The sequence below is a fragment of the Streptococcus sp. 2020WUSS084 genome, assembly GCF_044427445.1.
Lineage (GTDB): Bacteria > Bacillota > Bacilli > Lactobacillales > Streptococcaceae > Streptococcus > Streptococcus suis.
Genome location: NZ_JAOTGC010000013.1, coordinates 15,763 through 39,925, shown reverse-complemented (window position 1 = coordinate 39,925; position 24,163 = coordinate 15,763). Strand labels below are relative to the sequence as shown.

The 24,163-nt window shown below is 42.5% G+C and carries 22 protein-coding genes and 1 pseudogene; 3 read left to right on the top strand and 20 right to left on the bottom strand.

Translation table 11 applies throughout. From position 1 onward, the window contains the following. Window positions 1-32: 32 nt before the first annotated feature. From glmM to cdaA, 3 genes are read right to left on the bottom strand one after another with little or no spacing between them, the layout of a single operon-like run. The gene (gene glmM, locus ODU50_RS07955) at window positions 33-1,385 is read right to left on the bottom strand and encodes a phosphoglucosamine mutase (protein ID WP_023370847.1); all 1,353 of its coding nucleotides are present in this window, start codon (window positions 1,383-1,385) and stop codon (window positions 33-35) included. 12 nt (window positions 1,386-1,397) lie between these two features. Then, window positions 1,398-2,102, bottom strand: coding sequence for a YbbR-like domain-containing protein (locus tag ODU50_RS07950; protein ID WP_044755353.1), 705 nt, complete (start codon window positions 2,100-2,102; stop codon window positions 1,398-1,400). Further along, window positions 2,092-2,946 (bottom strand): diadenylate cyclase CdaA, encoded by an 855-nt coding sequence (gene cdaA / locus ODU50_RS07945; RefSeq protein ID WP_002940536.1) that lies wholly within the window; start codon window positions 2,944-2,946, stop codon window positions 2,092-2,094. The genes ODU50_RS07950 and cdaA overlap by 11 nt, the downstream gene beginning before the upstream one ends. Window positions 2,947-3,127: 181 nt before the next feature. Between cdaA and murT the strand changes: the two genes are divergently transcribed. Both murT and gatD read left to right on the top strand, forming a co-directional pair. After that, window positions 3,128-4,471 carry a lipid II isoglutaminyl synthase subunit MurT gene (gene murT, locus ODU50_RS07940; RefSeq protein WP_105105898.1) on the top strand — a complete coding sequence of 448 codons (1,344 nt, stop codon included), beginning with the start codon at window positions 3,128-3,130 and terminating at the stop codon, window positions 4,469-4,471. Next, on the top strand, window positions 4,471-5,256 hold the full coding sequence (gatD, locus tag ODU50_RS07935) for a lipid II isoglutaminyl synthase subunit GatD (protein WP_105153429.1): 786 nt from the start codon (window positions 4,471-4,473) through the stop codon (window positions 5,254-5,256). The genes murT and gatD overlap by 1 nt, the downstream gene beginning before the upstream one ends. Before the next feature lie 39 nt (window positions 5,257-5,295). On the opposite strand, the gene ODU50_RS07930 is transcribed toward gatD, so the two are convergent. The 16 genes and pseudogenes from ODU50_RS07930 to licT form a co-directional block, all read right to left on the bottom strand. Next, window positions 5,296-6,123 (bottom strand): putative RNA methyltransferase, encoded by an 828-nt coding sequence (locus ODU50_RS07930; protein WP_105153430.1) that lies wholly within the window; start codon window positions 6,121-6,123, stop codon window positions 5,296-5,298. Window position 6,124: 1 nt separating this feature from the next. After that, a complete protein-coding gene (locus tag ODU50_RS07925) occupies window positions 6,125-6,601 on the bottom strand; it encodes a helix-turn-helix domain-containing protein (protein ID WP_105153431.1) in 477 nt (158 codons plus the stop codon). A gap of 198 nt (window positions 6,602-6,799) precedes the next feature. After that, entirely contained in the window at window positions 6,800-8,698 is a 1,899-nt protein-coding gene (locus tag ODU50_RS07920) for an ABC-F family ATP-binding cassette domain-containing protein (protein ID WP_105153432.1), read from the bottom strand. A 100-nt stretch (window positions 8,699-8,798) separates the two neighbouring features. Continuing rightward, window positions 8,799-9,164: a hypothetical protein gene (locus ODU50_RS07915; protein ID WP_105153433.1), complete on the bottom strand. Its 366-nt coding sequence runs from the start codon at window positions 9,162-9,164 to the stop codon at window positions 8,799-8,801. Between the two features lie 10 nt (window positions 9,165-9,174). Beyond that, window positions 9,175-9,312, bottom strand: a pseudogene (locus tag ODU50_RS07910) (matrixin family metalloprotease); the annotation flags it as partial. Between the two features lie 104 nt (window positions 9,313-9,416). Continuing rightward, window positions 9,417-10,022 carry a protease gene (locus ODU50_RS07905; protein WP_238145641.1) on the bottom strand — a complete coding sequence of 202 codons (606 nt, stop codon included), beginning with the start codon at window positions 10,020-10,022 and terminating at the stop codon, window positions 9,417-9,419. A gap of 65 nt (window positions 10,023-10,087) precedes the next feature. Continuing rightward, on the bottom strand, window positions 10,088-10,864 hold the full coding sequence (locus ODU50_RS07900; RefSeq protein ID WP_105153435.1) for an alpha/beta hydrolase family protein: 777 nt from the start codon (window positions 10,862-10,864) through the stop codon (window positions 10,088-10,090). Between the two features lie 64 nt (window positions 10,865-10,928). Beyond that, complete coding sequence (locus ODU50_RS07895; RefSeq protein ID WP_024406880.1) at window positions 10,929-12,590, bottom strand: ribonuclease J; 1,662 nt, start codon at window positions 12,588-12,590, stop codon at window positions 10,929-10,931. 255 nt (window positions 12,591-12,845) lie between these two features. Continuing rightward, a complete protein-coding gene (locus ODU50_RS07890) occupies window positions 12,846-13,250 on the bottom strand; it encodes a lipoprotein (RefSeq protein ID WP_002935678.1) in 405 nt (134 codons plus the stop codon). 5 nt (window positions 13,251-13,255) lie between these two features. Further along, the gene (locus ODU50_RS07885; RefSeq protein ID WP_015647096.1) at window positions 13,256-13,741 is read right to left on the bottom strand and encodes a prolyl-tRNA synthetase associated domain-containing protein; all 486 of its coding nucleotides are present in this window, start codon (window positions 13,739-13,741) and stop codon (window positions 13,256-13,258) included. Between the two features lie 182 nt (window positions 13,742-13,923). Further along, the gene (locus ODU50_RS07880; RefSeq protein ID WP_029175674.1) at window positions 13,924-14,682 is read right to left on the bottom strand and encodes an ABC transporter ATP-binding protein; all 759 of its coding nucleotides are present in this window, start codon (window positions 14,680-14,682) and stop codon (window positions 13,924-13,926) included. Next, window positions 14,679-15,545, bottom strand: coding sequence for an ABC transporter permease (locus ODU50_RS07875; RefSeq protein WP_024382426.1), 867 nt, complete (start codon window positions 15,543-15,545; stop codon window positions 14,679-14,681). The genes ODU50_RS07880 and ODU50_RS07875 overlap by 4 nt, the downstream gene beginning before the upstream one ends. 22 nt (window positions 15,546-15,567) lie before the next feature. Beyond that, window positions 15,568-16,569, bottom strand: coding sequence for a tryptophan ABC transporter substrate-binding protein (gene trpX / locus ODU50_RS07870; protein WP_105153436.1), 1,002 nt, complete (start codon window positions 16,567-16,569; stop codon window positions 15,568-15,570). Between the two features lie 756 nt (window positions 16,570-17,325). Next, entirely contained in the window at window positions 17,326-18,750 is a 1,425-nt protein-coding gene (locus ODU50_RS07865; protein ID WP_105148398.1) for a glycoside hydrolase family 1 protein, read from the bottom strand. Between the two features lie 14 nt (window positions 18,751-18,764). Then, window positions 18,765-20,606 carry a beta-glucoside-specific PTS transporter subunit IIABC gene (locus ODU50_RS07860; protein WP_105148399.1) on the bottom strand — a complete coding sequence of 614 codons (1,842 nt, stop codon included), beginning with the start codon at window positions 20,604-20,606 and terminating at the stop codon, window positions 18,765-18,767. Window positions 20,607-20,616: 10 nt separating this feature from the next. Next, complete coding sequence (gene licT / locus ODU50_RS07855) at window positions 20,617-21,456, bottom strand: BglG family transcription antiterminator LicT (protein WP_012775252.1); 840 nt, start codon at window positions 21,454-21,456, stop codon at window positions 20,617-20,619. Window positions 21,457-21,761: 305 nt separating this feature from the next. Between licT and ODU50_RS07850 the strand changes: the two genes are divergently transcribed. Continuing rightward, complete coding sequence (locus ODU50_RS07850; RefSeq protein WP_105122015.1) at window positions 21,762-23,420, top strand: NFACT family protein; 1,659 nt, start codon at window positions 21,762-21,764, stop codon at window positions 23,418-23,420. A 25-nt stretch (window positions 23,421-23,445) separates the two neighbouring features. Here ODU50_RS07850 and budA read toward each other — a convergent pair whose 3' ends face one another. Then, complete coding sequence (budA, locus tag ODU50_RS07845; protein WP_024385953.1) at window positions 23,446-24,162, bottom strand: acetolactate decarboxylase; 717 nt, start codon at window positions 24,160-24,162, stop codon at window positions 23,446-23,448. Between the last annotated feature and the right edge of the window lies 1 nt (window position 24,163).

Below are 24,163 nucleotides of genomic sequence, written 5' to 3'. Positions count from 1 at the left end.
TGGAAATCCTTCCAGTCTCTGTTTCATTCTTCTTAATCTAATCCGATTTCCGCACGGACCACATCGGCAATGGTGTCCACGTAGTAATCGACTTCAGCATCCGTTGGCGCTTCTGCCATGACACGCAAGAGGGGCTCAGTGCCACTTGGGCGAACCAAGATACGACCGTTGCCAGCCATTTCTGCTTCCATTTTTTCAATGATAGCTGCAATAGCAGGCACTTCCATTGCCTTGTCTTTCATGCTGTTTTCCACACGGATATTGACCAATTTTTGTGGGTAAATGGTCACTTCTGCTGCCAATTCTGACAACTTCTTACCAGTTTCTTTCATGATTTTGGTCAATTGCACAGCGGTCAACTGGCCGTCTCCTGTGGTGTTATAATCCATCAGAATCACATGTCCTGACTGCTCACCACCGACATTGTAGCCTTCCTTGCGCATTTCTTCGACCACATAACGGTCACCAACTGCGGTCACAGCTTTTTCAATACCTTCACGATCCAAAGCCTTATGGAAACCAAGGTTGGACATAACTGTAGTCACAATTGTATTTTTGGCCAATAGACCTCGATCAGCAAGGTATTTACCAACGATGTACATGATACGGTCACCGTCTACCAAATCACCATTTTCATCGACAGCAATCAAGCGGTCACTGTCACCATCAAAGGCAAGTCCAATTTGACTACCTGTTTCCTTGACCAGTTCTTGCAATTTTTCAGGATGAGTTGAACCAACGCCCTCATTGATATTCAAACCGTCTGGCTTTTCAGCCATTACTGTCAAATCTGCTCCCAAATCTACAAAAATTTGACGTGCAGATGTTGCTGCAGCACCATTAGCTGTATCGAGTGCAACTTTCATACCGTCCAAATCTGTACCAGTTGACACCAAGAATTGCTGGTACTTACGTAGACCTTCTGGATATTCTACCACATCTCCTAAACCTTGAGCAGATGGGCGTGGCAATGTGTCTTCCTCAGCATCAAGAAGAGCCTCAATTTCCGCTTCCAATGCATCATCCAATTTGAAACCATCACCAGCAAAGAATTTGATACCGTTATCTTGCGCTGGGTTATGACTTGCAGAAATCATGACACCTGCACTTGCTTTTTCAGTTTTGACTAGGTGAGCAACACCCGGTGTCGCCAAAACTCCCAATTTATACACATGAATCCCTACTGATAGAAGCCCTGCAATCAAGGCAGCCTCTAACATTTGACCTGAGATACGTGTGTCACGCGCCACAAAGACACGAGGAACATCCGTCTCATGCTGGCTAAGGACATAACCACCAAAACGACCCAATTTGAATGCTAATTCTGGCGTTAATTCTACGTTTGCTTCTCCACGGACACCATCTGTCCCAAAATATTTACCCATTTTCATAACCTCTTATTTTGTTTTTGTAAGTATAATTTGCATATTTGCTTCCGTCTGAGACAGTACAACTGGCAAGACATTGCCATCGCTGTCTACAGCCTGTAATTTAGCTGTGCCACTATAATTCTCAGACAGATTGCTCACATCCATCGCAACAGCTTCGACTCGATCAATCTTAGCCATTGTTTCTTCATCCGTTGTCACTTTAACGGTGTCTAGGTTGACTGAGACCTTAGACAAACTGTAACCTTCTGCCAATTGATTACTATAGACTCGACCTGCTACTGGGAATGCCTTGCTAACTTTTTTACCAATCTTGACGGTAATCGCATCAGGTGCCAGTGTCGCACTCACTCCTGCCGGCAAATTGGTCAATTGTAGCTTGACAGTTTGTGTCCCATCACTCAACTCTCTCAAATCCGCAGTCACTTGAAAAGTCCGAGTTGACTCGTCTGATTCTCTCTGTAGGAGAACACGATTAGAGCCCCTTAATTCAACTGCCACCGTCGAAGAAAATCCGGAAATAAAATACTTATTTGTATCATATTCAATCTCAATCGGTACATTGTTAAGTGTGTGAACATAGGTTTCTGACTCCGTGTTCTGTGCAGCTGATTCTGAATTTTTATAGTTGGTGGTTGTTGCATAGAAAAAGAGCAACAATGCTAGAAAAATAGATAAGGCTAAGTGACTTACAGCTTTAAACTTATCGTTCATGTTTGCCACCTCCTAATCGCTTCCAGATGGACTTTTTCTCTACATTTTCAGAAATAAAAGTCGCTCGCAACTCTGCTTCAAACTCATCCAAAGTCAAATCATGTTTAAATATCCCGTTTCGTGCAATAGAGATACTGCCAGTTTCTTCAGAAACAATAAACACAAACGCATCAGATACCTCCGATAAGCCAATGGCTGCACGGTGTCGTGTTCCAAATTCCTTTGAAATTCCTGCGCTCTCTGACAGGGGCAAATAAGCACAAGCAACAGCTACCTTGTCTTCCTTGACAATTACAGCCCCATCATGTAGCGGTGTATTCGGGATGAAAATATTTATTAACAATTCCTGAGATATATCCGCATTGAGTGGAATCCCCGTTGCTCTATATTCTTGCAATGTTTGGGCTTGTTCTACTGCCACAAGCGCTCCAATTTTACGCGGAGACATATAAGCAACCGATTTGAGAAAAGCAACAATTAACTTTTCTTCTGCACTCACTGTATTTGTCCCAAAAATCTGAGTTGTTCTACCGAGTTTTTCAAGCATAGCGCGCAACTCTGGTGCAAAAATAACTACTGCTGCAATAACCCCATACGTGATTACTTGATTAATCAGCCAAGCAATCGTCTGCAGACCGAATAAACTAGCTATAATCTGAACAATAATGAAGAGAAAAACCCCTCGAATCAATGTCATAATTTTAGTACCTGCAATAGACTTACTAAAATTATAAATCAAATAAACAACTATACTAATATCAATTAGGTGCAACAGTGCGGTCCAAGGACTGGCTATCAAACTCGACCAATACCCTGTATCCAGTAACTGGTTTAGGTTTAACATATCATTCTCATACTTTCTAACTCATACATAGTAATGTACTCATTATACCATATTTTTTCCCCTTTTCTTTAGAAAATAGTGACCTTCCTGTTAAAAATATTACAGATTTACTGCAGGAATATATCACGTTCCAACACACTCCATTCTAGAAAATCCTCAACCTTTATGATAAAATAGTCCCATGAAAATAAATACAGCTTTGGGTATTCTAGCAGGAAAAAGTTCCCAGTTCATTTTGAAAAAACTAGGACGTGGTACTACCCTACCTGGAAAAATTGCCCTCAAATTCGATAAACATATTTTAGATAGTTTGGCTAAGGATTATGAAGTCGTTGTTGTGACAGGTACCAACGGTAAAACCTTGACCACCGCACTGACAGTCGGTATTCTTCAGGAAGCATTTGGAGAAATCACGACCAATACCAGCGGTGCCAATATGATTACAGGGATTACGGCAACATTTTTATCTGCCAAGAAAAATAAAAAGGGCAAGAAGATTGCCGTCTTGGAGATTGACGAAGCAAGTCTTGCCCGTGTGACCGACTTTATCAAACCTAGCCTGATCGTCTTTACCAATATCTTCCGTGACCAGATGGACCGCTACGGTGAGATTTATACCACCTACCAGATGATTTTGGACGGGGCTGCCAAGGCACCAGAGGCGACCATTCTCGCTAACGGTGACAGCCCGCTTTTCAACTCGACGAACGTTATCAATCCAGTAAAATACTACGGTTTTGCAACGGAAGAGCATGAGCCTCGCCTGGCCCATTACAATACAGAAGGCGTTCTCTGCCCACATTGCCACCAGATTATCCAGTACAAGCTCAATACCTACGCTAACTTGGGCAGCTATATCTGTAACAACTGTGGCTTTTGCCGACCAGAGCTGGACTATAAGTTGACAGACTTGAAAGAAATCACCAATACTTCTTCTACCTTTGCCATTGATGGTCAGGATTACAAAATCAACATCGGAGGCCTCTACAACATCTACAATGCCCTAGCAGCTGTCAGCGTAGCAGAATTTTTCGGCGTATCTCCTGAAAAAATCAAGGCAGGATTTGACAAATCAAAGGCAGTCTTCGGTCGCCAAGAAACATTTAAGTTGGGTGAGAAGGATTGTACCTTGGTCTTGATTAAAAACCCTGTCGGTGCAACCCAGGCTATTGAAATGATGAAACTGGCTCCATACGATTTCAGCCTATCTGTTCTTCTCAATGCCAACTACGCTGACGGGATTGACACCAGCTGGATTTGGGATGCTGACTTTGAACAAATCACTCAAATGGACATTCCACAAGTCTTTGCAGGCGGTGTTCGTTCGTCTGAAATTGCCCGTCGTCTCCGTGTGACTGGCTATCCAGAGGACCAGATTATTGAAACGCCGAAACTGGAAGACATCATGACCTTGATTGAGCAATCGAGTAGCCAACACGCTTATATTCTCGCCACCTATACGGCTATGCTCGAATTCCGTGACCTGCTGGCTCAACGCCAAGCCGTTGGAAAGGAGATGAAATAATGGTCTATACATCATTAAAAAGTCCTGAAAAAGACTATCACTACGATCTCCACATCGCTCATCTTTACGGTGATTTGATGAACACCTACGGGGACAATGGCAATATTCTCATGCTCAAGTATGTGGCTGAAAAGCTGGGGGCTCGTGTCCAGGTGGACATCGTTTCCCTGACAGATGAATTTGATAAGGATTTCTACGACATCGCCTTTTTCGGTGGTGGTCAGGACTATGAACAATCCATTCTTGCAAAAGATTTACCGACTAAAAAAGACAGTCTAGCAGACTTTATCGAAAACGATGGTGTCATGTTGGCTATCTGCGGTGGATTCCAGTTGCTCGGTCAATACTACATCGAAGCTGGTGGCCGCAAGATTGACGGTCTAGGTATCATGGGACACTACACCCTCAACCAGACCAATAACCGCTATATCGGTGACATCAAAATTCACAATGAGGAGTTCAACGAAACCTACTACGGTTTTGAAAACCACCAAGGCCGCACCTTCCTAGCTGACAACCAAAAACCTCTGGGCAAGGTGGTCTATGGTAATGGCAATAACAAGGAAGACGGCGGCGAAGGAATGCACTATAAAAACACCTTCGGCAGCTACTTCCACGGACCAATCCTGTCTCGCAATGCCAACCTGGCCTACCGCTTAGTCACAACTGCCCTCCGCAAAAAATACGGACAAGACATCCAACTTGCCAGCTACGCTGATATCCTCAGCAAAGAAGTCGCTGAAGAATACGGCGATGTGAAAAGCAAGGTAGAATTTGAGAAATAAAGCAAAACCGCTTCTGGTATTCAGAGGCGGTTTCATTTTTTATAAAGTTCCAATCAAGAGCAGTCCCTCAATCGTTATCTCCGTCAATTGACTCAAATCCAGCTTGGACTGGTCCACTTGGAAAAAGAGGGGCGTCATGTCTGCCAAGACTTGGGCATGAGCGGCTGTAATCGGCAGGGTCCGGCTGACCAGCACTTGCTCCACCTGCCCCACGTAAGACCTGAAATGGTCCACGATATCCTGGTTATCATAGGCTTCCTTACGGAGTTGGTCTTTGGCCAAATGGCGGAGCTCCTTGAGGTGATTGGGTCCTGGGACCAGCTTGAGAATAGCCCCACCAGTTTTCAGTACTCTGGCAAACTCATGATAATTGGCTGGGGAAAAGATGTCCAAGATGCCGTCAATGGTCTTGTCTTGAATGGGCAACTTGGTCAAGTCACCGACAAACCATTTGACAGACTTGGTGCTGTCCGACCTTGCTGCCAAGAGAATGGAATCCTTGGAAATATCAAAAGCAAGAATGTCCAAGTTCATTTTCTCGGCTAATTTGCGGGAATAAAAGCCCTCCCCACAGCCGATGTCCAAGACAGACCGTAAGCCCAGCTCTGCTATTTTCCCCTCCAAAGCCTCATAGAGATGATCGTAATAGCCCGCCTCTAAAAAGGCCTGGCGGTTTTCAAAGCTAGACTTATGGTAGTTGGCGGACTGCTTGACCTGGGGTGCCAGATTGACGTAGCCCTGCTTGGCGATGTCAAAGGTGTGGCGGTTGGGGCAACGGAGGCTGTTTAGGTCAAGACCAAGAGCCTGCCCACAATGTGGACAGGCGAAAAATTGGTCGCTATTAAGGAAACGTGGGTGTTTGGTCATGTTAGGTATTTTCTTTTCTAAAGCGGTGCAGGGCTAGTCCTGATAGGAGCGTGGCAAGGGCTCCTGTAAAAACTAGCAAGTAGCCGACTGGGAGCAGGTAGAAGTTTTCGTGTAGAATGCCATTGGAATCGACATATTCGACGGAATTGGCCTTGATGAGAAAGCAGACAAATCCTAAGACCATGAGAAAGCTTCCGACAATGGTAATAGTCAGGTGCATCTGGGTACGGCGGCCTTCGCGACCGTCCTTGACAAGTTTTTCTGTCATGTTGTTCATGTCAGTTCCTCCTAAGATAAGTTGATCTAGGGAGATTGAAAAGACAGAGGACATGAGAATCAAGAGTTCCAAGTCGGGTAGGTTTTTGTCATTTTCCCAGTTGGAAACAGCCTGCCGTGTCACATTGAGCTTGAGGGCAAACTGTTCCTGGGTCAAACCTTCCTTCTTCCGTAAGTCTTTGATTTGTTGTCCAAAGTTCATTTCGTTCTCCTCACTAGGCCCTGTCTGGCAGGTCCTAACTTTATCTTAGCTCGTCGGTCGATCTTTGCCAAGAAAGGCTGGCTTGCAAATAACATTTTTGACCGCAAGAGAATTTTGCGACAGAGTTTTTTCATCGCAAGACCTGCTTGCAGGCTTGATTTGATAGCGTTTCTGACAGACTGTCAACTCCCTGTCAACCTAGCCCATCTGCTCGGATAATGCTTCCCATTCTTCCATGAGGCTTTCTTGTTGGGCTGTCAGTTGGTCGATTTCTTTCTGGTAATCGGTCAGCTGGTCGATGTCGTTTGTTTCTAGCATGGCTTGGTTGAGCTCGCTTAGGCGGTTTTCGATGTTGTCAATTTCTGCCTCGATTTGCTCGATGCGGCGGGCCAGTTTTCGTTGCTCTTTTTGGTTTTCCTTTTGGGCTTGGTAGTCCATGGCTCCGGCTGATTGGCTGGTGCTTTCTATCTGTTCAGGCAGGGCTTCTGCTTCCAGCTCTGCCTTTTTCTCCAAATAATAATCATAGTCGCCCAAATAGAGCGTGGAGCCAGTTTCCGAGATTTCTAGCACCTTGGTGGCGACGCGGTTGATGAAATAGCGGTCGTGGCTGACAAAGAGCAGGGTGCCGTCAAAGTCGATGAGGGCATTTTCCAGGACCTCCTTGCTGTCGATGTCCAGGTGGTTGGTCGGCTCGTCGAGGATGAGGAAGTTGTTGTTTTCCATGGACAGCTTAGCGAGGAGCAGGCGGGCTTTTTCCCCACCAGACAGCATGGACACGGATTTTTTGACGTCGTCTCCTGAGAAGAGAAAGGCTCCAAGGCGGTTGCGGATCTCCACTTCAGGTGTGGTCGGAAAGGCTGACCAGAGCTCCTCCAAGACGGTGTTGGAAGGCGTCAGGGCCGACTGGATCTGGTCATAGTAGCCCACTTCCACATTGGCACCGAGCTTGGCTTCCCCTTTGATAAATGGCAGAGCTCCGATGATAGACTTGAGCAGGGTTGTTTTTCCGATACCATTGGGACCGACAATGGCAATGGCATCCAGCTTTCGTTGGTCAATGGAAATAGGCTGAGAAAGTATTTCTCCATCGTAGCCCACCGCAGCATTTTCCACTGTCAAGATGATATTTCCTGAAGTCTTGTCTGACTGGAAGGTCATGTTGGCAGACTTCTGACCAGTTGTTGGCTTGTCCAGTCGCTCCATCTTTTCCAATTGCTTGCGTCTAGCCTGAGCACGCTTGGTGGTCGAAGCACGGACGATATTTTTCTGGACAAAGTCTTCTAGTTTGGCAATTTCCTTCTGCTGCTTTTCATAGTTTTGCATCTCTGTTTGCAACTTCTGCTCTTTGAGCTCGACAAACTGAGAATAATTGCCCACATAACGGTCCAAGGAATGCTTGGTCAAATCCAGTGTCAGTGTCGCCACCTTGTCCAAGAAATAGCGGTCATGGCTGACGATAATCAAGGCTCCCTTGTAATGCACGAGGTAGTTTTCCAGCCAGGCAATCGTGTCAATGTCCAGGTGGTTGGTCGGCTCGTCGAGGACCAAGAGTTCTGGGGTTTCAAGAAGCATTTTTGCCAGAGCAAGTCGAGTGTTCTGACCACCTGATAACTCAGAGATTTTCATGTCCCACATGGTCTGGTCAAACTTAAAGCCGTTCAAAATAGCACGGATGTCTGCCTCATAATTAAAACCACCAGCCAGACGAAATTCTTCCGACAGACTATCGTAGGTCTTCATGAGCTGGTCGAGTTCATTACCAGACAAACTGCCCATTTGCTCTTCCATAGACCGCAGGCGTTTCTCCGTCATCCGCAGGTCGTCAAAGACATGGAGCATTTCATCGTAGATTGTATTTTCCGACTCAAAACGGCTATCCTGTGCCAGATAAGAAAGGGACAAATCACGCTTGGTTGAAATGTCACCGCTGGTCGCTGCTTCTTCTCCGACAAGGATTTTGAGCAGAGTAGACTTGCCTGCTCCATTTTTTCCGACAAGGGCAATCCTATCCCGTTCGTCCACTTGAATGTTGATATTGTTAAATAAAACTTCGCCCGCAAATGAGCGTTCAATCTTGTTTCCACTTAGAATAATCATAAAAATATTGTACCATAATTTAGGGTAACAGTGCGGAATCCTTTTTCTGATTTCAACAAAAAACAGCGACTTTACCGTCACTGTCCTTCTCAAAAAATATTTAGACCAAACCGCTAAGCAATTCCTTATTCTGCCAGAGCAGGTAAAGACCACCGCCGATAATAATCAGCATGATGACAAACTTAATCAAGCCCTTGACAAAGCGGATGACCAACATCAATATCATAGATACAATCAGCCATCCCCAAGCGGAAGAATTGAGTAAGGTTTGCATACTCTCTAGACTTGCACCTGTCCAGGCCTTGATAGGTGCGGGGATTTTATCAAACCAGTTGCTATCTATACCGATTTGTTCCATAATCGAATGGCTGGTAGACTGCATCCATGCAAAAATCCCAGCATTATAGAGAAAGAGCAGAGCTTGCTCAGGATAACGTTTTATTGTGTTTGTAATTATTCGAAGCATATTTTCCCTTCTATTCTGAATACAAGGCAAGGACCGCATCAATATCTGCCTGCTGAATACCATGATTAGAACCTGCCGATTCCATAACGGAGGTCTGACTATCTTCATGATCTAGACCAATAGCATGGCCCAACTCATGCTCAGCTGTGGGAGCGGGAAAGAACTCAACCATTCATAGAAGAGTTCGTTTTCCCACCCCCGCACAGTTGATTAGGTTAGATTTGGAGTGTAAAACACGAACAAATCTGCCAATCAACCACTGCGCTGAGATGTTGACACTAACTTTGAGAAGCGGTGCTGGGCTTTTTGCCCAGCCTCATCATAACCATATTGGTCGTTTGATAAATAAAAACTATTTAGACGCACCGTTACAAAGCTATAATAATTTGTCAATAAGTTAGTCGTTGAATCGGCCTCACCTGCTACCTGGGTATTTCCATCATTCATCTCAGTCGCAATAATATCAGCCTGATTTGGATCACTTGTCATCACAAAAGTGAAGGCCCCTGTCGCATTCCAATTTGCAATGGCTGTTTCATAGGCAGCTACAAATGTTGGATTCTGGGTTTCAAGGTAAACAGTCGCAGTATTGCTTTCCCATCGACCATGATCGGCTGTATTGACCGTATCAGTAGTCAGGTGTTTAATGGTATTAACACCTTCTTCAATCGTCACTTCAGACTGCCCTTTGACCATCAATTGCACTTCTTGAGCTAGAGTTTGTAACATCTGAGGCGCTGCTTCCTGTTGAAAATAGAATAACAGACCTAGACCACAAGCCAATAACACCATTGATAACCAAATCAGACCCCAAAATATCCGCCAAATCCACCGTAGAATATTTCCAATAAGTTTCATAGACTATACCTCTTTCTAGAAATAGGTTTTAGTATAGCCATAATTTCTGAAACTTTTCTTAAAAACTAGGACAGTCTTTCTTCCAATTTGAAATCAATTGGCAACCAAGCCAATACCTTCTCAATCTGCTGATTCCAGTAGTACCACTCATGTTTACCAGGTCCGAAACTTGCCTCTATATCAAATCCCAGCTCTTTTAACTCCTCAACTGCCTTTTGATGCCCCTCAAAGAGAAAATCTTCCTCACCACACCAGGCATAAAATTTGGTCTTTTTATCGGATTGTTTAGCAATTTCTAACAAATTATTTGGATTCTGTTTATCAGAAATGTCACCAAATACTCCTCGCCAATACGAAAGACTTCCCAATTCTGCTGCCGCTGGATTATCAAAATCAAAATACAATGCGCCTGAAAGCGAAGCTGCGTGTGAAAAACGATTGGTCATCATGGCAATCTTGAAGGTCCCATAACCACCCATAGACAAACCAGCGATAAAATTCTTCTCCCGCTTGTCAGACATATTTGGGAAAAATCGTTTGAGAATTTGAGGTAACTCTACTGCAATAGCATTATAATAATTCATGCCATAGGTGGTATTGGTATACCAGCCTTTATCTGTATTGACCATAACCACGATAAGATTGGTATAACGAACCAACCGTTCCACTGTAGAACGATTCAGCCAGGAATCCTGATTTCCTCCCATACCGTGCAAAAGATATAGGACAGGAATGTCGTTGTCATCAGGATTTTCCACACGATTTCGATCTGGATATAAAACCGTAACCTGTCTAGACATATCTAGAGCTTCTGAGTGGTATTCAATTTTCATTATTGCCATAAATCTTCTCCTTATGGTAAAGAGCCTGAGTTTCCCTCGGCTCTTCTTATGTATATAAATCAGCTTACTTGACTTCCATAATTACCGGTAAAATAGCTGGGCGACGTTTGGTTTGGTCAAAGAGGAATTTTGCTAAATCATCGCGAACAGCACTCTTAAGCTCTGTCCAGTCAAAGCTATCCTTTGTAAAGTAATTTTCCACCGTTGTATTCACCAATTCTGATGCCTCACGCAAGATGTCCTTGCTCTTTTTCACGTAGACAAAACCACGAGTATTGACCTTGGCTTTAGAAATGATTTTTTTCTCACGGCGGTTGACAGTGATAGCCACGATAAAGATACCGTCTTCTGAGAGGATCTTACGGTCACGAAGGACGATATTTCCAACATCGCCCATGGCATTTCCGTCAATCATGACATCACCAGCAGGAACCGCTCCGCTATGGACAAAATCCCCCTCTTCAAAAGCCATGACATCCCCACGCTTAACGATGATAATGTTTTCTGGATACATACCGATTTCAAGCGCAGCCTTAGCGTGAGCATCCAATTGACGATACTCCCCTTGAACTGGGAAAAGATATTTAGGCTTCATGATGTTGAGCATAAGCTGCAAATCACGCGCATTCCCATGCCCAGATACGCGAAGATTCTTTGTGATAGATTTTACGGTACCACCAGCCTTGTAAATCAAATTCTCCACACGGGCAACAACCGCTTCTTTTGAAATACTTGGAGTGGTAACAATATAAACTAGATCACCTTCTTTGATTTCAACGTAGCGATGTCTACCGATAGACATTTTACGCAATCCATTTAACGGCTCGCCCATACGACCAGTTTCTAAAATAATCAATTCATGGTCTTCATACTTGTTCATATCCTTTGGTTTTACCAACAGGCGTTCGCTGACCAAACGAAGTTTTTTCAATTGAATCGCTGTTCGGACAATGTTTTCCACATCATGTCCTGTCAATACGACACGACGACCAGTTGCTTCTGCTGCATCAAAAATCTGTTGAATACGTACAATATTGCTGGCAACTGCTGCCACAATAACACGCCCATCACAGTCAGCAATCGTATTGAGAATTTCCTCCCCAGCCTCATGCATGCTCGCTACTTGAACATTGCTATCTGCGTTAGCTGAGTCTGACAAGAGGGCCAACACACCTTCGTTACCGATTTCAGCCAATCGCCCAAAATCCGTACGATAAAACTTATCTGCCGCCTGGTCAAACTTAAAGTCACCTGTGTAGACAATATTTCCTTCATCCGTCTTAACGACAATTCCTAAACTCTCTGGAATAGAGTGGGTCGTCTGAAAGAAAGATACCACTGAATCCCCGAAATCAATTTCAGTGTCAGCATTGATAACATGGAAATCATTAAATTTCTTAGTAGCATTATTCCCCTTGACAAGTAGCTTAGCCAATTCGATAGTCAAGTGCGAACCAAATACTGGCACTTTCACTTTCTCCAAGAGATAAGGAAGTGCTCCGATAGCATCCGCATGCCCGTGAGATAAAAAGACCCCTGCTACACGGTGCTTATTTTCTTCCAAATAATCGAAATTAGGGACGACTACATCCACACCTAACTGTTCATTCTCAGGATACTTTGCCCCTGCATCCAAAACAAAAATATGTTCATTCACTTCGGCAATGTACAGGTTTTTTCCATTTTCCCGCACACCCCCAAGAGCCATAATTTTAATTGTACTCATCTTTACTCCTTTTGGACATCCCACAGATGTCCATTTTATTTTTCTTACCAACGGTCCTTGGGAGTTCCAAGTCGAATTACAGTCTGCTATGTCGGAGCTCTATTTGCAAATGACACACTTTGGTTCAACATTATATTCAACCATCAAAGCAACTTTTAAATAGAAATTCCTAAATAGCTATCGCTTCTATTATACATTTTTTCAAGAAAATTTACAAAAAACTCCGCTGAAAATCAACGAAGTTCTACATATACATTAGTAACCATGTCCCTTATGTTCCCACTTACCACCAACATTCCGCACTAAAATCCATTTCCAATCCGTATGGGTACTATTAGGCTCTAAGGTGGGCTCTGCCCCCTCAGCTGCTACCTTAAAAGACGAAGTTAGGATAATAGCTTCCTCTGCACCATAGTGCTCCGCCCACTCATCAAATTCCTTTTCATTATCACCACTGTAACCGATAGTCAGCAATTTACAACTGTTAAAATGGTGATCAAAGTAATCTTGAACTACAAGAATAGCCGCCTCAATCTCTTTTTCCGTATACAATTCTGATTGTTCCATCGGTTCAATCTCTGCCTGATAAGCTGCTCCTGTCCGACATCCTACCAAAAAAAGACAACACAACAGACTACAAATAGCTAAACATTTTCTCATCTTTGTTACCCCAAGTCAACAATCGTTGCTGAAAAGCCAATCTCTTCGACAAAACGTAAAACATCCTCTGTCTTTACAAAAATTGTTTTCGTATTAACATTGGGGTGGAAGGTTAGAATGGGTTCGGATAGGATTTCTTTATCAAAAAAGACTTGAATATCCTTGTCAACATTATGTAACAAGCCAAAAACAGATACCGCACCCGCAGGCAAGTGCATTTTTTCCATCAAGCTATCACTCGAGGCCATCCGAATGCGGTTGGCTCCCACCAAATCACGAAACTGGTCCATATCCAGCTGCTTCTGGTCATCCATGATCAGTAAATAAAATGCAGTCTTTTTCTTATTAGTCAGAAACATGGACTTGGTCCGTACTCCTTCTAACCCTTCAATGTAACGGTCTGCTTCCTCAGTTGTCCGAGCTGGTGGATGCTCTACAATGGTGTAGTCCATTCCCAAGTCAGCTAAGCTTTCAAAAACCAATTTATCCATGACAGCACCTCTTGATATATTTAATATATTATACTGCTTTTTAACTAAAAATTCAAAGGATAATAAAAGCCTGGATTACTCCAGACTTTAGACCTGTATTCACAAATGATGTGTTTGATATAAGATTCAGTTTTAGCCAAAACCAAACTTGGTTGGAAGTTGCGAACTATCCACACAGGTTCTTAATCAAACAACTTATAATAATCTTCCAGTTTCATCTTGGATTTTTCTTCAGCCGTTTGGTCCTGAATAATCTGACCATTTTTCATGACAATCAAGCGATTACCGTGACGCAGCGCATCTTCCATCTGGTGAGTGACCATGAGAGCCGTCATTCCCTTGGTCGCAATCAATTCGTCTGTTAACTGCATCAAGGATTGACTGGTTTTGGGGTCAAGAGCTGCGGTATGCTCATCCAAGAGCAGGAGTTCAGGCTGTTTCAAACTCGCCATCAACAAACTCAATGCCTGACGTTGACCACCTGATAAGAGACCTGCTGGCGTATCCAGATGTTTTTCCAGACCATTTCCCACTCTCGGCAAAAGCTGGGCAAATTCTTCCGTCTGTTGGGCCAATCTGCGTGGCACTAAGCCCCGTCCCTCGCCACGATACTTAGCTATCAGTAGATTTTCTGCCACCGTCATCCGTGGCGCTGTACCCATTTTAGGATCTTGGAAAACACGTGCCAGATACTTAGCACGTTTTTCGGCAGGCCAATTGGTTACGTCCTCACCAAGAATATGGACTGAACCACTAGTCAAGGGTAGGGTTCCAGCAATGACATTAAAGAGGGTTGACTTCCCAGCCCCATTTCCACCCAAAATGGTAATAAAATCACCCTGATAGATGGTCAGATTGACATTGTCCAAAATCACACGTTCTTCATCAAAACCATTTGTCACCACCTTGGTGGCATTTTTTAATTCAACAATTGCTTTCATCGTGACAGACTAGCTCCTTTCAGAAGTTTATTTTTCAACTCAGGAACCATGAGGCAAGTTGCCAGAATCATGGCCGAGAAGATACGGAGGTAGCTGGTATTGATACCAAGGGAAATGACCACCAAAATTAAGAACTGATAGAAAATCGCTCCAACAACAATGGCCAAGAACCGTTCTAACATAGTAAGGTTACCATAAATTACCTCACCGATAATCAGACTAGCCATACCGACCACAATGACACCAATACCACGCGACACATCCGCATAGCCTTCTTGTTGTGCAATCAAGGCACCTGCAAGAGCGATGATCCCATTTGAAAGAACAAGACCTAGCAACTCCATTCGACTTGTATTGATACCAAAACTGCGAGCCATATCTGGATTATCCCCTGTTGCAATAAAGGCCTGTCCAAGGCGAGTATAGAGGAAGAACATCAAGGCACCAATCACCACCGCTAGGCTACCTAGACCTAGTAAGAGACCATTGATTTGCTCAGAAAAAGGAAGGAAATCTTGTAAACGTTTGGTATTCAGTAAGCCTAGATTTGCCCTACCCATGATAAATAGAATGACAGAGTGACAGGAAGACATGACCAAGATACCAGCCAGGAGAGTGGGAATTTTCCCCTTGGTATAAAGCAAGCCTGTGACAAAGCCCGCCAAACAGCCAACAAGAACTGCTGCTAGAGTAGCCAAGATAGGATGAACTCCTTGCGTCAATAAGGTAACAGCAACCGCTCCTCCAAGCGGGAAAGAGCCCTCTGTCGTCATATCAGGAAAATTCAGAATCCGAAAGGTAACGAATATTCCCAAACCTAGTACAGCCCATAAAAGAGCCTGTGAAACTGTTGATACAATCATATTTTTCCTTTTCTCTTATCTCTTATTCGATAACCTTGCTTGCTTTACTAATCACATCATCTGACAAGGTAATTCCTAATTCTTTAGCAACTTTTTGGTTGACAACAACGGTACCCTCGTTAAAGATTTGTACAGGTGTATCCTCTGGATTGGCACCATCAAGAATTTTCGCAGCCATCTTACCAGTTGCCACACCCAAGTCATATTGGCTAAGGGTAACAGATGCGATACCTCCGCCTTCTACCATATCTTCTACGCTGGTGAAAATCGGAGTTTTGGTTTTATTTGCCACAGATACGACAGTTGAAAATGCTGAGGCAACTGTGTTGTCTACTGGTGTAAAGAGAACATCTGCTTTACTACTTGCGACCTCTACTGTCGCTGCAATTTCATTACTAGAAGCAACTGCATATTCAAGAACAGTATAGCCAGCCTCTTCTGCTGCTGCCTTAAATTCCGCTACTTGAATTTTTGAATTGTCCTCATTTGAAGAATAGAGGACACCGATAGTTTTAGCGTCTGGTGTAATTTCTTTAATGAGAGAAACTGCGTCTGCTACTGGTGTTTGGTCAGATACCCCTGTGATATTTCCACCAGGATTTTTCAAATCCGTCACCAGGTTGGCTCCGACTGGATCTGTTACAGCCCCCATGATAATGGGTAATTCTGCGGTTGCATTAGCAAGACCTTGTGCAGCAGGTGTTGCGATACCAATCAATAATTCATTGCCATTGTCCACCAATTTTTTACTCATGGTTTGAACTTGGGATTGATCACCCTCAGCATTCATAAAATCAATTTCTAAATTATCCGTTGTGGTATAACCCCCTTCTTCAAGTCCTGCTTTGATTCCCTTGTAAATTTCGTCTAGTGAATCATGCGTCACAAATTGGAGGACCCCAATTTTAACTTTCTCCGTTGATGTAGATGAATTGCTCTGCTCTTTCTGTGTCATAAACAAAGCAGCAACTACCATAACAGTAAGGGCAACAATTGTAGCAAGTAAATTTTTATTTTTCAACATATTCATTCTCCTCGTAAAATACACAATATACAATTTCTACGTCATCAATATATTATCCCACCATCGCCATCGTTTCATCATGATTACCTCGTTTTGTTAATAATTGTCAAAGTAGATTGCTTTTAGATAAGGAACGGAGGCGCAGACATAACTCAAGTTAGGCAAGCCGAACGTGACGCAATATAAAAGCAATCTACGAAGACAATGGAAAAGCCCCCGCAGGAAAAAACTTCCTGCGAGGGCGTCAATGACACGGTGCCACCTCACTTATGGGAATTGTCTAGAATCCTCCCATATCTCATCTCCTCTAACAAGGAGTTGCACTGTAAGGTGTGCCGACCGAACTATCATTGTTTTAAGTTCATTTGCGTGACTGTTTTGGCTGATTACTTCGTTAGCTCTCCTTGCTATACCGCTAGTATAAGCTGCGTCGACCTGCCTCGTACTCAGCCAAAACAGTCTACGTAAAGTATGTTATGCCAAACAATCCTTGTGAATTTAGGGCATTTTAGGACTAGGCAGTCGGGCGAAGGCAGTACTGGTGGTACGGCAAGACCGACTAACGACGTCATAAAATAGACATAAATGCACATCAGCCCATTTCATAAAACTCCGCCACCCGTTCTCAGCACCACAGGCTCCCTGAAGACTTCTGCTTTACTACTTCTTCTGATTACAGATGATTATACGGTATCAAAATCACTTTGTCAATACTTTTGATTAAATTTTCTGAAAACTTTTTAATACCTTAAGAGTCTATTTTGAGCTATTGCCCAGGATACTGCCATTGGATTGAATAACTTCTTTATACCAGTAAAATGATTTCTTTCTATATCTAGTTAGACTGCCGCTTCCATCATCATTTCTATCAACATAAATTAGTCCATATCTTTTAGATAATTGTGCGGTAGACATAGATACACAATCAATACAGCCCCAAGAAGTATAACCCATGACTTCTACGCCATCCTGTATCGCCTCCGCAACTTGTAAAAGGTGTTCTTGCATGTATTGAATTCGATAATCGTCATGAACAGTCAAACCACCAGCCTCATCCTTCACTAGCTGATCTTTAGCTCCCAAACCATTTTCAACAATGAATAAAGGAATCTGGTATCGATCATAATAACGATTTAGTGTCAATCTTAAACCAATTGGATCAATCTGCCAACCCCAATCAGAAGCTTCTAAATAAGGATTGACCAAACCACCCAAGATATTTCCTTTTCCAGATGAATATTTTGATGGATCTGCTGCCTGAGTAATACTCATATAATAACTGAAGGAGAGAAAATCAACCGTATTATTTTTTAATAACTCTTCATCACCTTCCATGAAAGTAATCTTTATGCCATTTTCTTTAAAGTACCTTTTGGCATAATTAGGATAATATCCTCTAACATGTATATCCGAAAATAAATAGTTCAAATTTTCATAGGCATGAGCCGCCCAAACATCTTCAGGATTGGGTGTCATTGGATAGGTCGGCATAGCTAAGACCATACAGCCAACCTTACAGTCCGGAATAATTTCATGAGCAATTTTGGTAACAAGACTAGAAGCTACAAGTTCATGGTGAATGGCCTGATATAAATCTTGTTTTGAAAGTTCTTCATTCGGCAAGTCAATTCCACCACTTGTAAAAGGCAGTTCTAAGACAGAATTGACCTCGTTAAATGTCAACCAGTACTTAACCTTATCTTTGTATCGTTCAAAAACTGTACGAGCAAATTTTTCAAAAAATTGAATCATTTTTCTATCCACCCAGCCATGATATTTCCTTGCAAGATACAGGGGAGTTTCATAGTGAGAAAGAGTTACAAGAGGCTCTATACCATTCTTTAGAAGTTCATCAAAAAGTTCATCATAAAACTGTAGCCCTTCTTCATTTGGAAATTCTTCATCTCCATTCGGAAATATTCTACTCCAAGCAATTGATGTTCTAAATACCTTAAATCCCAACTCTGAAAACAGGGCTATATCCTCCTTGTATCGATGGTAAAAATCAATAGCTTTTAATTTCAAATTATCTTCCGTTGGTTCTTGGGTAGCTTCACCCAGTCCACCATTGGGGAGAACATCTTGAACGGATAATCCTTTTCCTCCCTCATTATATGCACCTTCTACTTGGTTTGCAGCTACTGCTCCTCCCCATAAGAAATTGTCTGGAAAAATTGACATATACCCTCCTCGAATTATAAGACTGCTAATAAATCATCAGCATAGTTGACTTCCTCTTTTGTCGAAAGCAAGAGAACATCCAGATATTCCTGTGTATTTGTAACAACTACAGGAGTCACTATATCGTACCCTTCTGCGACAAGCATTTCTACATCCACTTCCAGCATCAATTGACCCTTTTCAACTTTTTCCCCATCTGAAACATGACTTACAAAACCTCTTCCTTTTAGCTCGACTGTTTCTAATCCAAAGTGGATAAGCAACTCTACCCCTTCATCACTTGTTAAACCGATTGCATGTTTTGTTGGAAAAAGACTGGTAACAGCCCCGTCAAATGGAGCATAGACTTTTCCATCCTTAGGGATAATTGCAACTCCTTCTCCAAGCATTTTTTTTGAAAATGTTGCATCATTTACTTTTTCTAAAGGGAGAATTTGACCTGAAAGCGGAGAGAAGACATTTTTTCTACTTGAAATGCCAGGTGCTACTTTTTCTAAATTAACTGTTGACGTTTCTTCATCGATACCTAGGAAATAGGCCAAAATAAATGTGACAATAATTGAAATTGCCGCAGCAATCATAGCGTTAGTAATGTTTGAAGCTGCTTCAGAGTAAATAAATTGTGGCAAAGCAATGAGAGAAGGTACTGCAAAAAGGTATGCTTTTACACCTGTCAAACCAACAAATAATCCTGCTAGACCACCACCAATCATTGCTGCATACAATGGTTTTTTATACTTTAGAGTAACACCATATAAAGCAGGCTCAGTGACACCAGCAAATAAAGCTGAAAATCCAGCTGCAAAGGCTATTTGTTTCGTGTTACTATTTTTACTCTTAAATGCGACTGCCATAGAAGCGGCACCTTGTGCCAAGTTAGAACCTAACATCGCTGGTAGAATCAATACATCAGGTGTCGCGATTGAAGCTGCCAAGAAAATCGGTGCAAAAGCCCAGTGCATACCGGTCATAACGATAAATGGCATGATTGCTCCAAGAACTGCTAAAGTTAACCAACCAGCTACACCATGCATTTGTTCAACCAATTGCGATAATCCTTCACCAACAATAACGCCGAGAGGTCCAACAAGAACTAAAGCTATGAAACCTGAAACAAGCAGGACCAAGGTTGGCTGTAAGAAACTTTTCGTTACAGCTGGAGTGACCTTGTTGAAAACAGCTTCAATATACTTCATTAGCCAAACCATAATAAGAATTGGAATAACTGATGAACCATAGCTAGCAGGTGTAACAGGGGCACCTAAAAAATGAAGTGGATCACCTGAAGATACCATTTGAACAAAATTAGGATGTAGCAAAATACCAGCGACCGACATGGCTAAAGCAGGTGTAACTTTGAGTTTTTGTGAAGCTGAGTAGGCCAAAAAAATCGGCATAAAGTGATATGGTGCATCTCCAAAAAAGGCTAAAAATGAAATAGATTGGGAATCCGCTTTTAAAAGCCCCAGCATCGGTAAGACAATGACTAGAACTTTTATCATACCTCCACCAAGCATAGCTGGAATAAGTGGTGTCATAGAGCCAGCGATATACTCGATGACTTGTTCTAAGACATTTGCTTTTTTAACCTGTTGAACTGAATCAGAATCAAATTTTCCTAATGCAGTAAATTCTTTATAGTAATTAGTTACATCATTACCTAAGATAATTTGATACTGTCCATTTTTCTTCATAATACCGAGTACTCCAGAAATGGATTTAACACGTTCATCGGACACGATATTCTCATCTTTCAATTCCAGTCGCAATCTAGTAACGCAATGGGTTGCACGAAGAACATTCTTTTCTCCTCCGACTGCCTCTAGGATTGCCAATGCAGTATTCTTGTACTTCATAATAGACTCCTTATGATAAATTTTTTGTTAAACGCCGAATGTGAGCAATTAAATAGACTAATTCACTTGGACTCAGTAGATAATCATATTCTAACCGAATAAAGTCCGCTACTCGAGTTCCACATTGGTACTCTCTTGGATACTTCTTTTTCATTAATTCTAAAAGATCCACATCATCTTCATCATGGTATTCATTCCCCTCTACCAAACGATGAGCAAACAATTTAACATGTGTGATGAATCGGTAGTAATCAATAGAATCTTGATTGAATTCTGTAGAATAATAGTCTTGAATAATTTGTTCAATCTTCATGATAATTCCAGTAATACGATAAGATTCTTGAAAAATATTTTCCAAATTCGCATTGACAAAATGCAAAGCGATGAAGGCTGCTTCATCAACTGGGAGTTCGACATGTAAATCTTTTTTTATGATGGATAATGCTTTTTTCCCAAGTTCAAACTCCTCTTTATAATATTTGGCAATTTCCCATCTAAGAGGGTTCGTAACGACTACTCCTTCCTTATGTCTTTCTATACTAGAATTGATATGATCTGTCAAATTGATGTAAATAATCTCATCAAAATGATTTCCAAGTGTTATCTTTCCTAAATTTATTATTTTCTCACAAACATAAACCAACTCAATAGGAACATCGATAAATAGTTCCGTAAAGCGATTCATATTATCGCTATTCTTGAGCAAAAAACTTTTTTCTATCGAAGAAGGTGGGATCGCATCTCCGACCTTCTTTCCAAATGCAATTCCTTTACCAAACAACAAGATATCAACGTTCTTATTATTTTGTGCTATGACTGCATTATGATTTAATACACGCTTTATGATCATAAATTTTCCTTTAAACTTAAAATAAAAGAACCTACTTAAAAGAAATCGACATATATCGTATCGATTCATTTAAATAGGTTCCTGCTCGCCTTAAAGCGATAACATCCTTTTATTTCAATTATTAGTTGGTACTTCTAGCTTAAAAAATTTAATAACTCTGTAACCATTTTCAATTTTAATATAAATTAAAGAATTTGTCAATAATTTATAAAAATATAAGAATACTTCTTTTAGTCCCCTTCGTTAAAAAGTCACTGATTTATGATATACTAGACTGAGTTATAGCTATTAGAAAGAGGAAAACCATGTCTTTTGACGGATTTTTTTTACATCACATGACGGCTGAGTTAAGGGCCAATTTAGAAGGTGGGCGGATTCAGAAAATCAACCAGCCCTTTGAACAAGAGATTGTCCTCAACATCCGCAGCAACCGTCAGAGCCATAAATTGCTTCTGTCCGCCCATTCGGTTTTCGGTCGGGTTCAGCTGACCCAGTCGGACTTTACCAATCCAAAAGTGCCCAATACCTTTACCATGATTCTGCGGAAATACTTGCAGGGAGCCATTATCGAGGAGATTCGTCAGTTGGACAATGACCGTATCTTAGAATTTTCGGTGTCCAACAAGGACGAGATTGGCGACCATATCCAAGCAACCTTGATTGTGGAAATCATGGGCAAGCACAGCAATATCATCTTGGTAGATAAGTCTGAACAGAAGATTATTGAGGCTATCAAGCACGTTGGTTTCTCGCAAAATTCCTACCGAACCATCTTGCCAGGCTCCACCTATATTCGTCCACCGGAGACGCATTCTCTCAATCCTTATACGGTGTCTGACGAGAAATTGTTTGAAATCTTATCGACTCAGGAACTGAGTCCAAAAAATCTCCAACAGGTCTTTCAAGGTTTGGGTCGGGATACGGCTTCTGAACTGGCCAATCATTTGCAGATAGACCGCCTGAAGAACTTCCGTGCCTTTTTTGACCAGGCAACTCAGCCTAGCCTGACAGACAAATCCTATGCTGCTCTGCCATTTGCCAATAGCCCTGAAAACCAGCCACACTTTGAGAGCCTGAGCAGTCTGCTGGACTTCTACTATCAGGATAAGGCGGAGCGGGATCGGGTGGCCCAGCAGGCCAATGAGCTGATCAAGCGGGTAGCCAGTGAGTTGGAGAAAAATCGCAAGAAACTAATCAAGCAGGAGCAGGAATTGGCGGATACGGAGACGGCGGAGTTGGTGCGGCAAAAGGGCGAGCTCCTGACCACCTATCTGCATCAAGTGCCAAATGACCAGTCGAGTGTGCGGTTAGACAACTACTATACGGGCAAGGAACTGGAGATTGAGTTGGATGTGGCTTTGACTCCTAGCCAAAATGCCCAGCGGTACTTCAAGAAGTACCAGAAACTCAAGGAGGCGGTCAAGCACCTGACCAACTTGATTGAGGAAACCAAGGCAACCATTGTCTATCTGGAGTCCGTTGACACCATGCTAGGACAGGCTAGTCTGGCAGAAATCGATGAAATCCGTGAGGAATTGATTGAAACAGGCTACCTCAAACGTCGCCACCGTGAGAAAATCCATAAGCGTCAGAAACCTGAGCGATACTTGGCGACGGACGGGAAAACCATTATTCTGGTCGGGAAAAATAACCTACAAAATGATGAGTTGACCTTTAAAATGGCCAAAAAAGGCGAACTCTGGTTCCATGCCAAAGACATTCCAGGCAGTCACGTGGTCATCACAGATAACTTGGCCCCAAGTGACGAGGTCAAGACAGACGCAGCTGAATTAGCAGCCTACTTCTCTAAGGCCAGACATTCCAATCTGGTCCAAGTCGATATGATTGAAGCCAAGAAACTTCACAAACCGACAGGTGGCAAACCTGGTTTTGTGACCTACCGAGGTCAGAAGACCCTCCGTGTCACCCCAACTGAAGATAAAATAAAATCCATGAAAATCTAGTTCATGGATTTTTCTGTATTGAAGCCTACTCCGCCTTATCAATATCTTCTCTAACTTCCTTAGCATTGAACTTAGCGAAAAGATACTGGCGGTCTTGAACAGGAAAACGTTGGTCTAGTTGATCTACTGGCCCCACTTCCACCATTCCTTCTGAGATAACATAATCCATGACATGCCCGCCAAATGTCAAATCATCCGAAATAAAATGCAAATGATAGCCAGCTACACTGACCCCGTGAAAAATTTCTGGCGTCCAAATACCAACAATAGTACCTGAAATATTCTCAGCGGTATACTCAGGCTGGCGACTTGCCACCTCCGCAAAACGGACATCAGAAGCCGATTTTGGAATCATGCGCACGTGCATATGCGAAAACGCCCCTTTGATTTTGATGGAACGAAAAAGATTTTCACCATCATAATAGGATTCAATCCGCTGGTGCAATTCATCGCTAGTCATTTCAAAGCGTTGTTTGAAAATCACTTCTGCCTCATGGAAAATGACCGCCGCATAGGGAACCTTCATATCAGCTGGAACTTCAACCACTTCTGGTTTCTCCCCTGCTCCCTTGGCCTGATAAGCCTTTCCATCCAAGACAATCAGCTCACCATCAATAGAGTCCAGTGTACCTAAACCCAAATCACCATGTTCTAACAATTCACCTACTGTCAGAGACCCACCGTAAAGACCTGCCATCAAGGCACCTAAGGTATTGTATTGAAATAATCGATTTACTTGCATA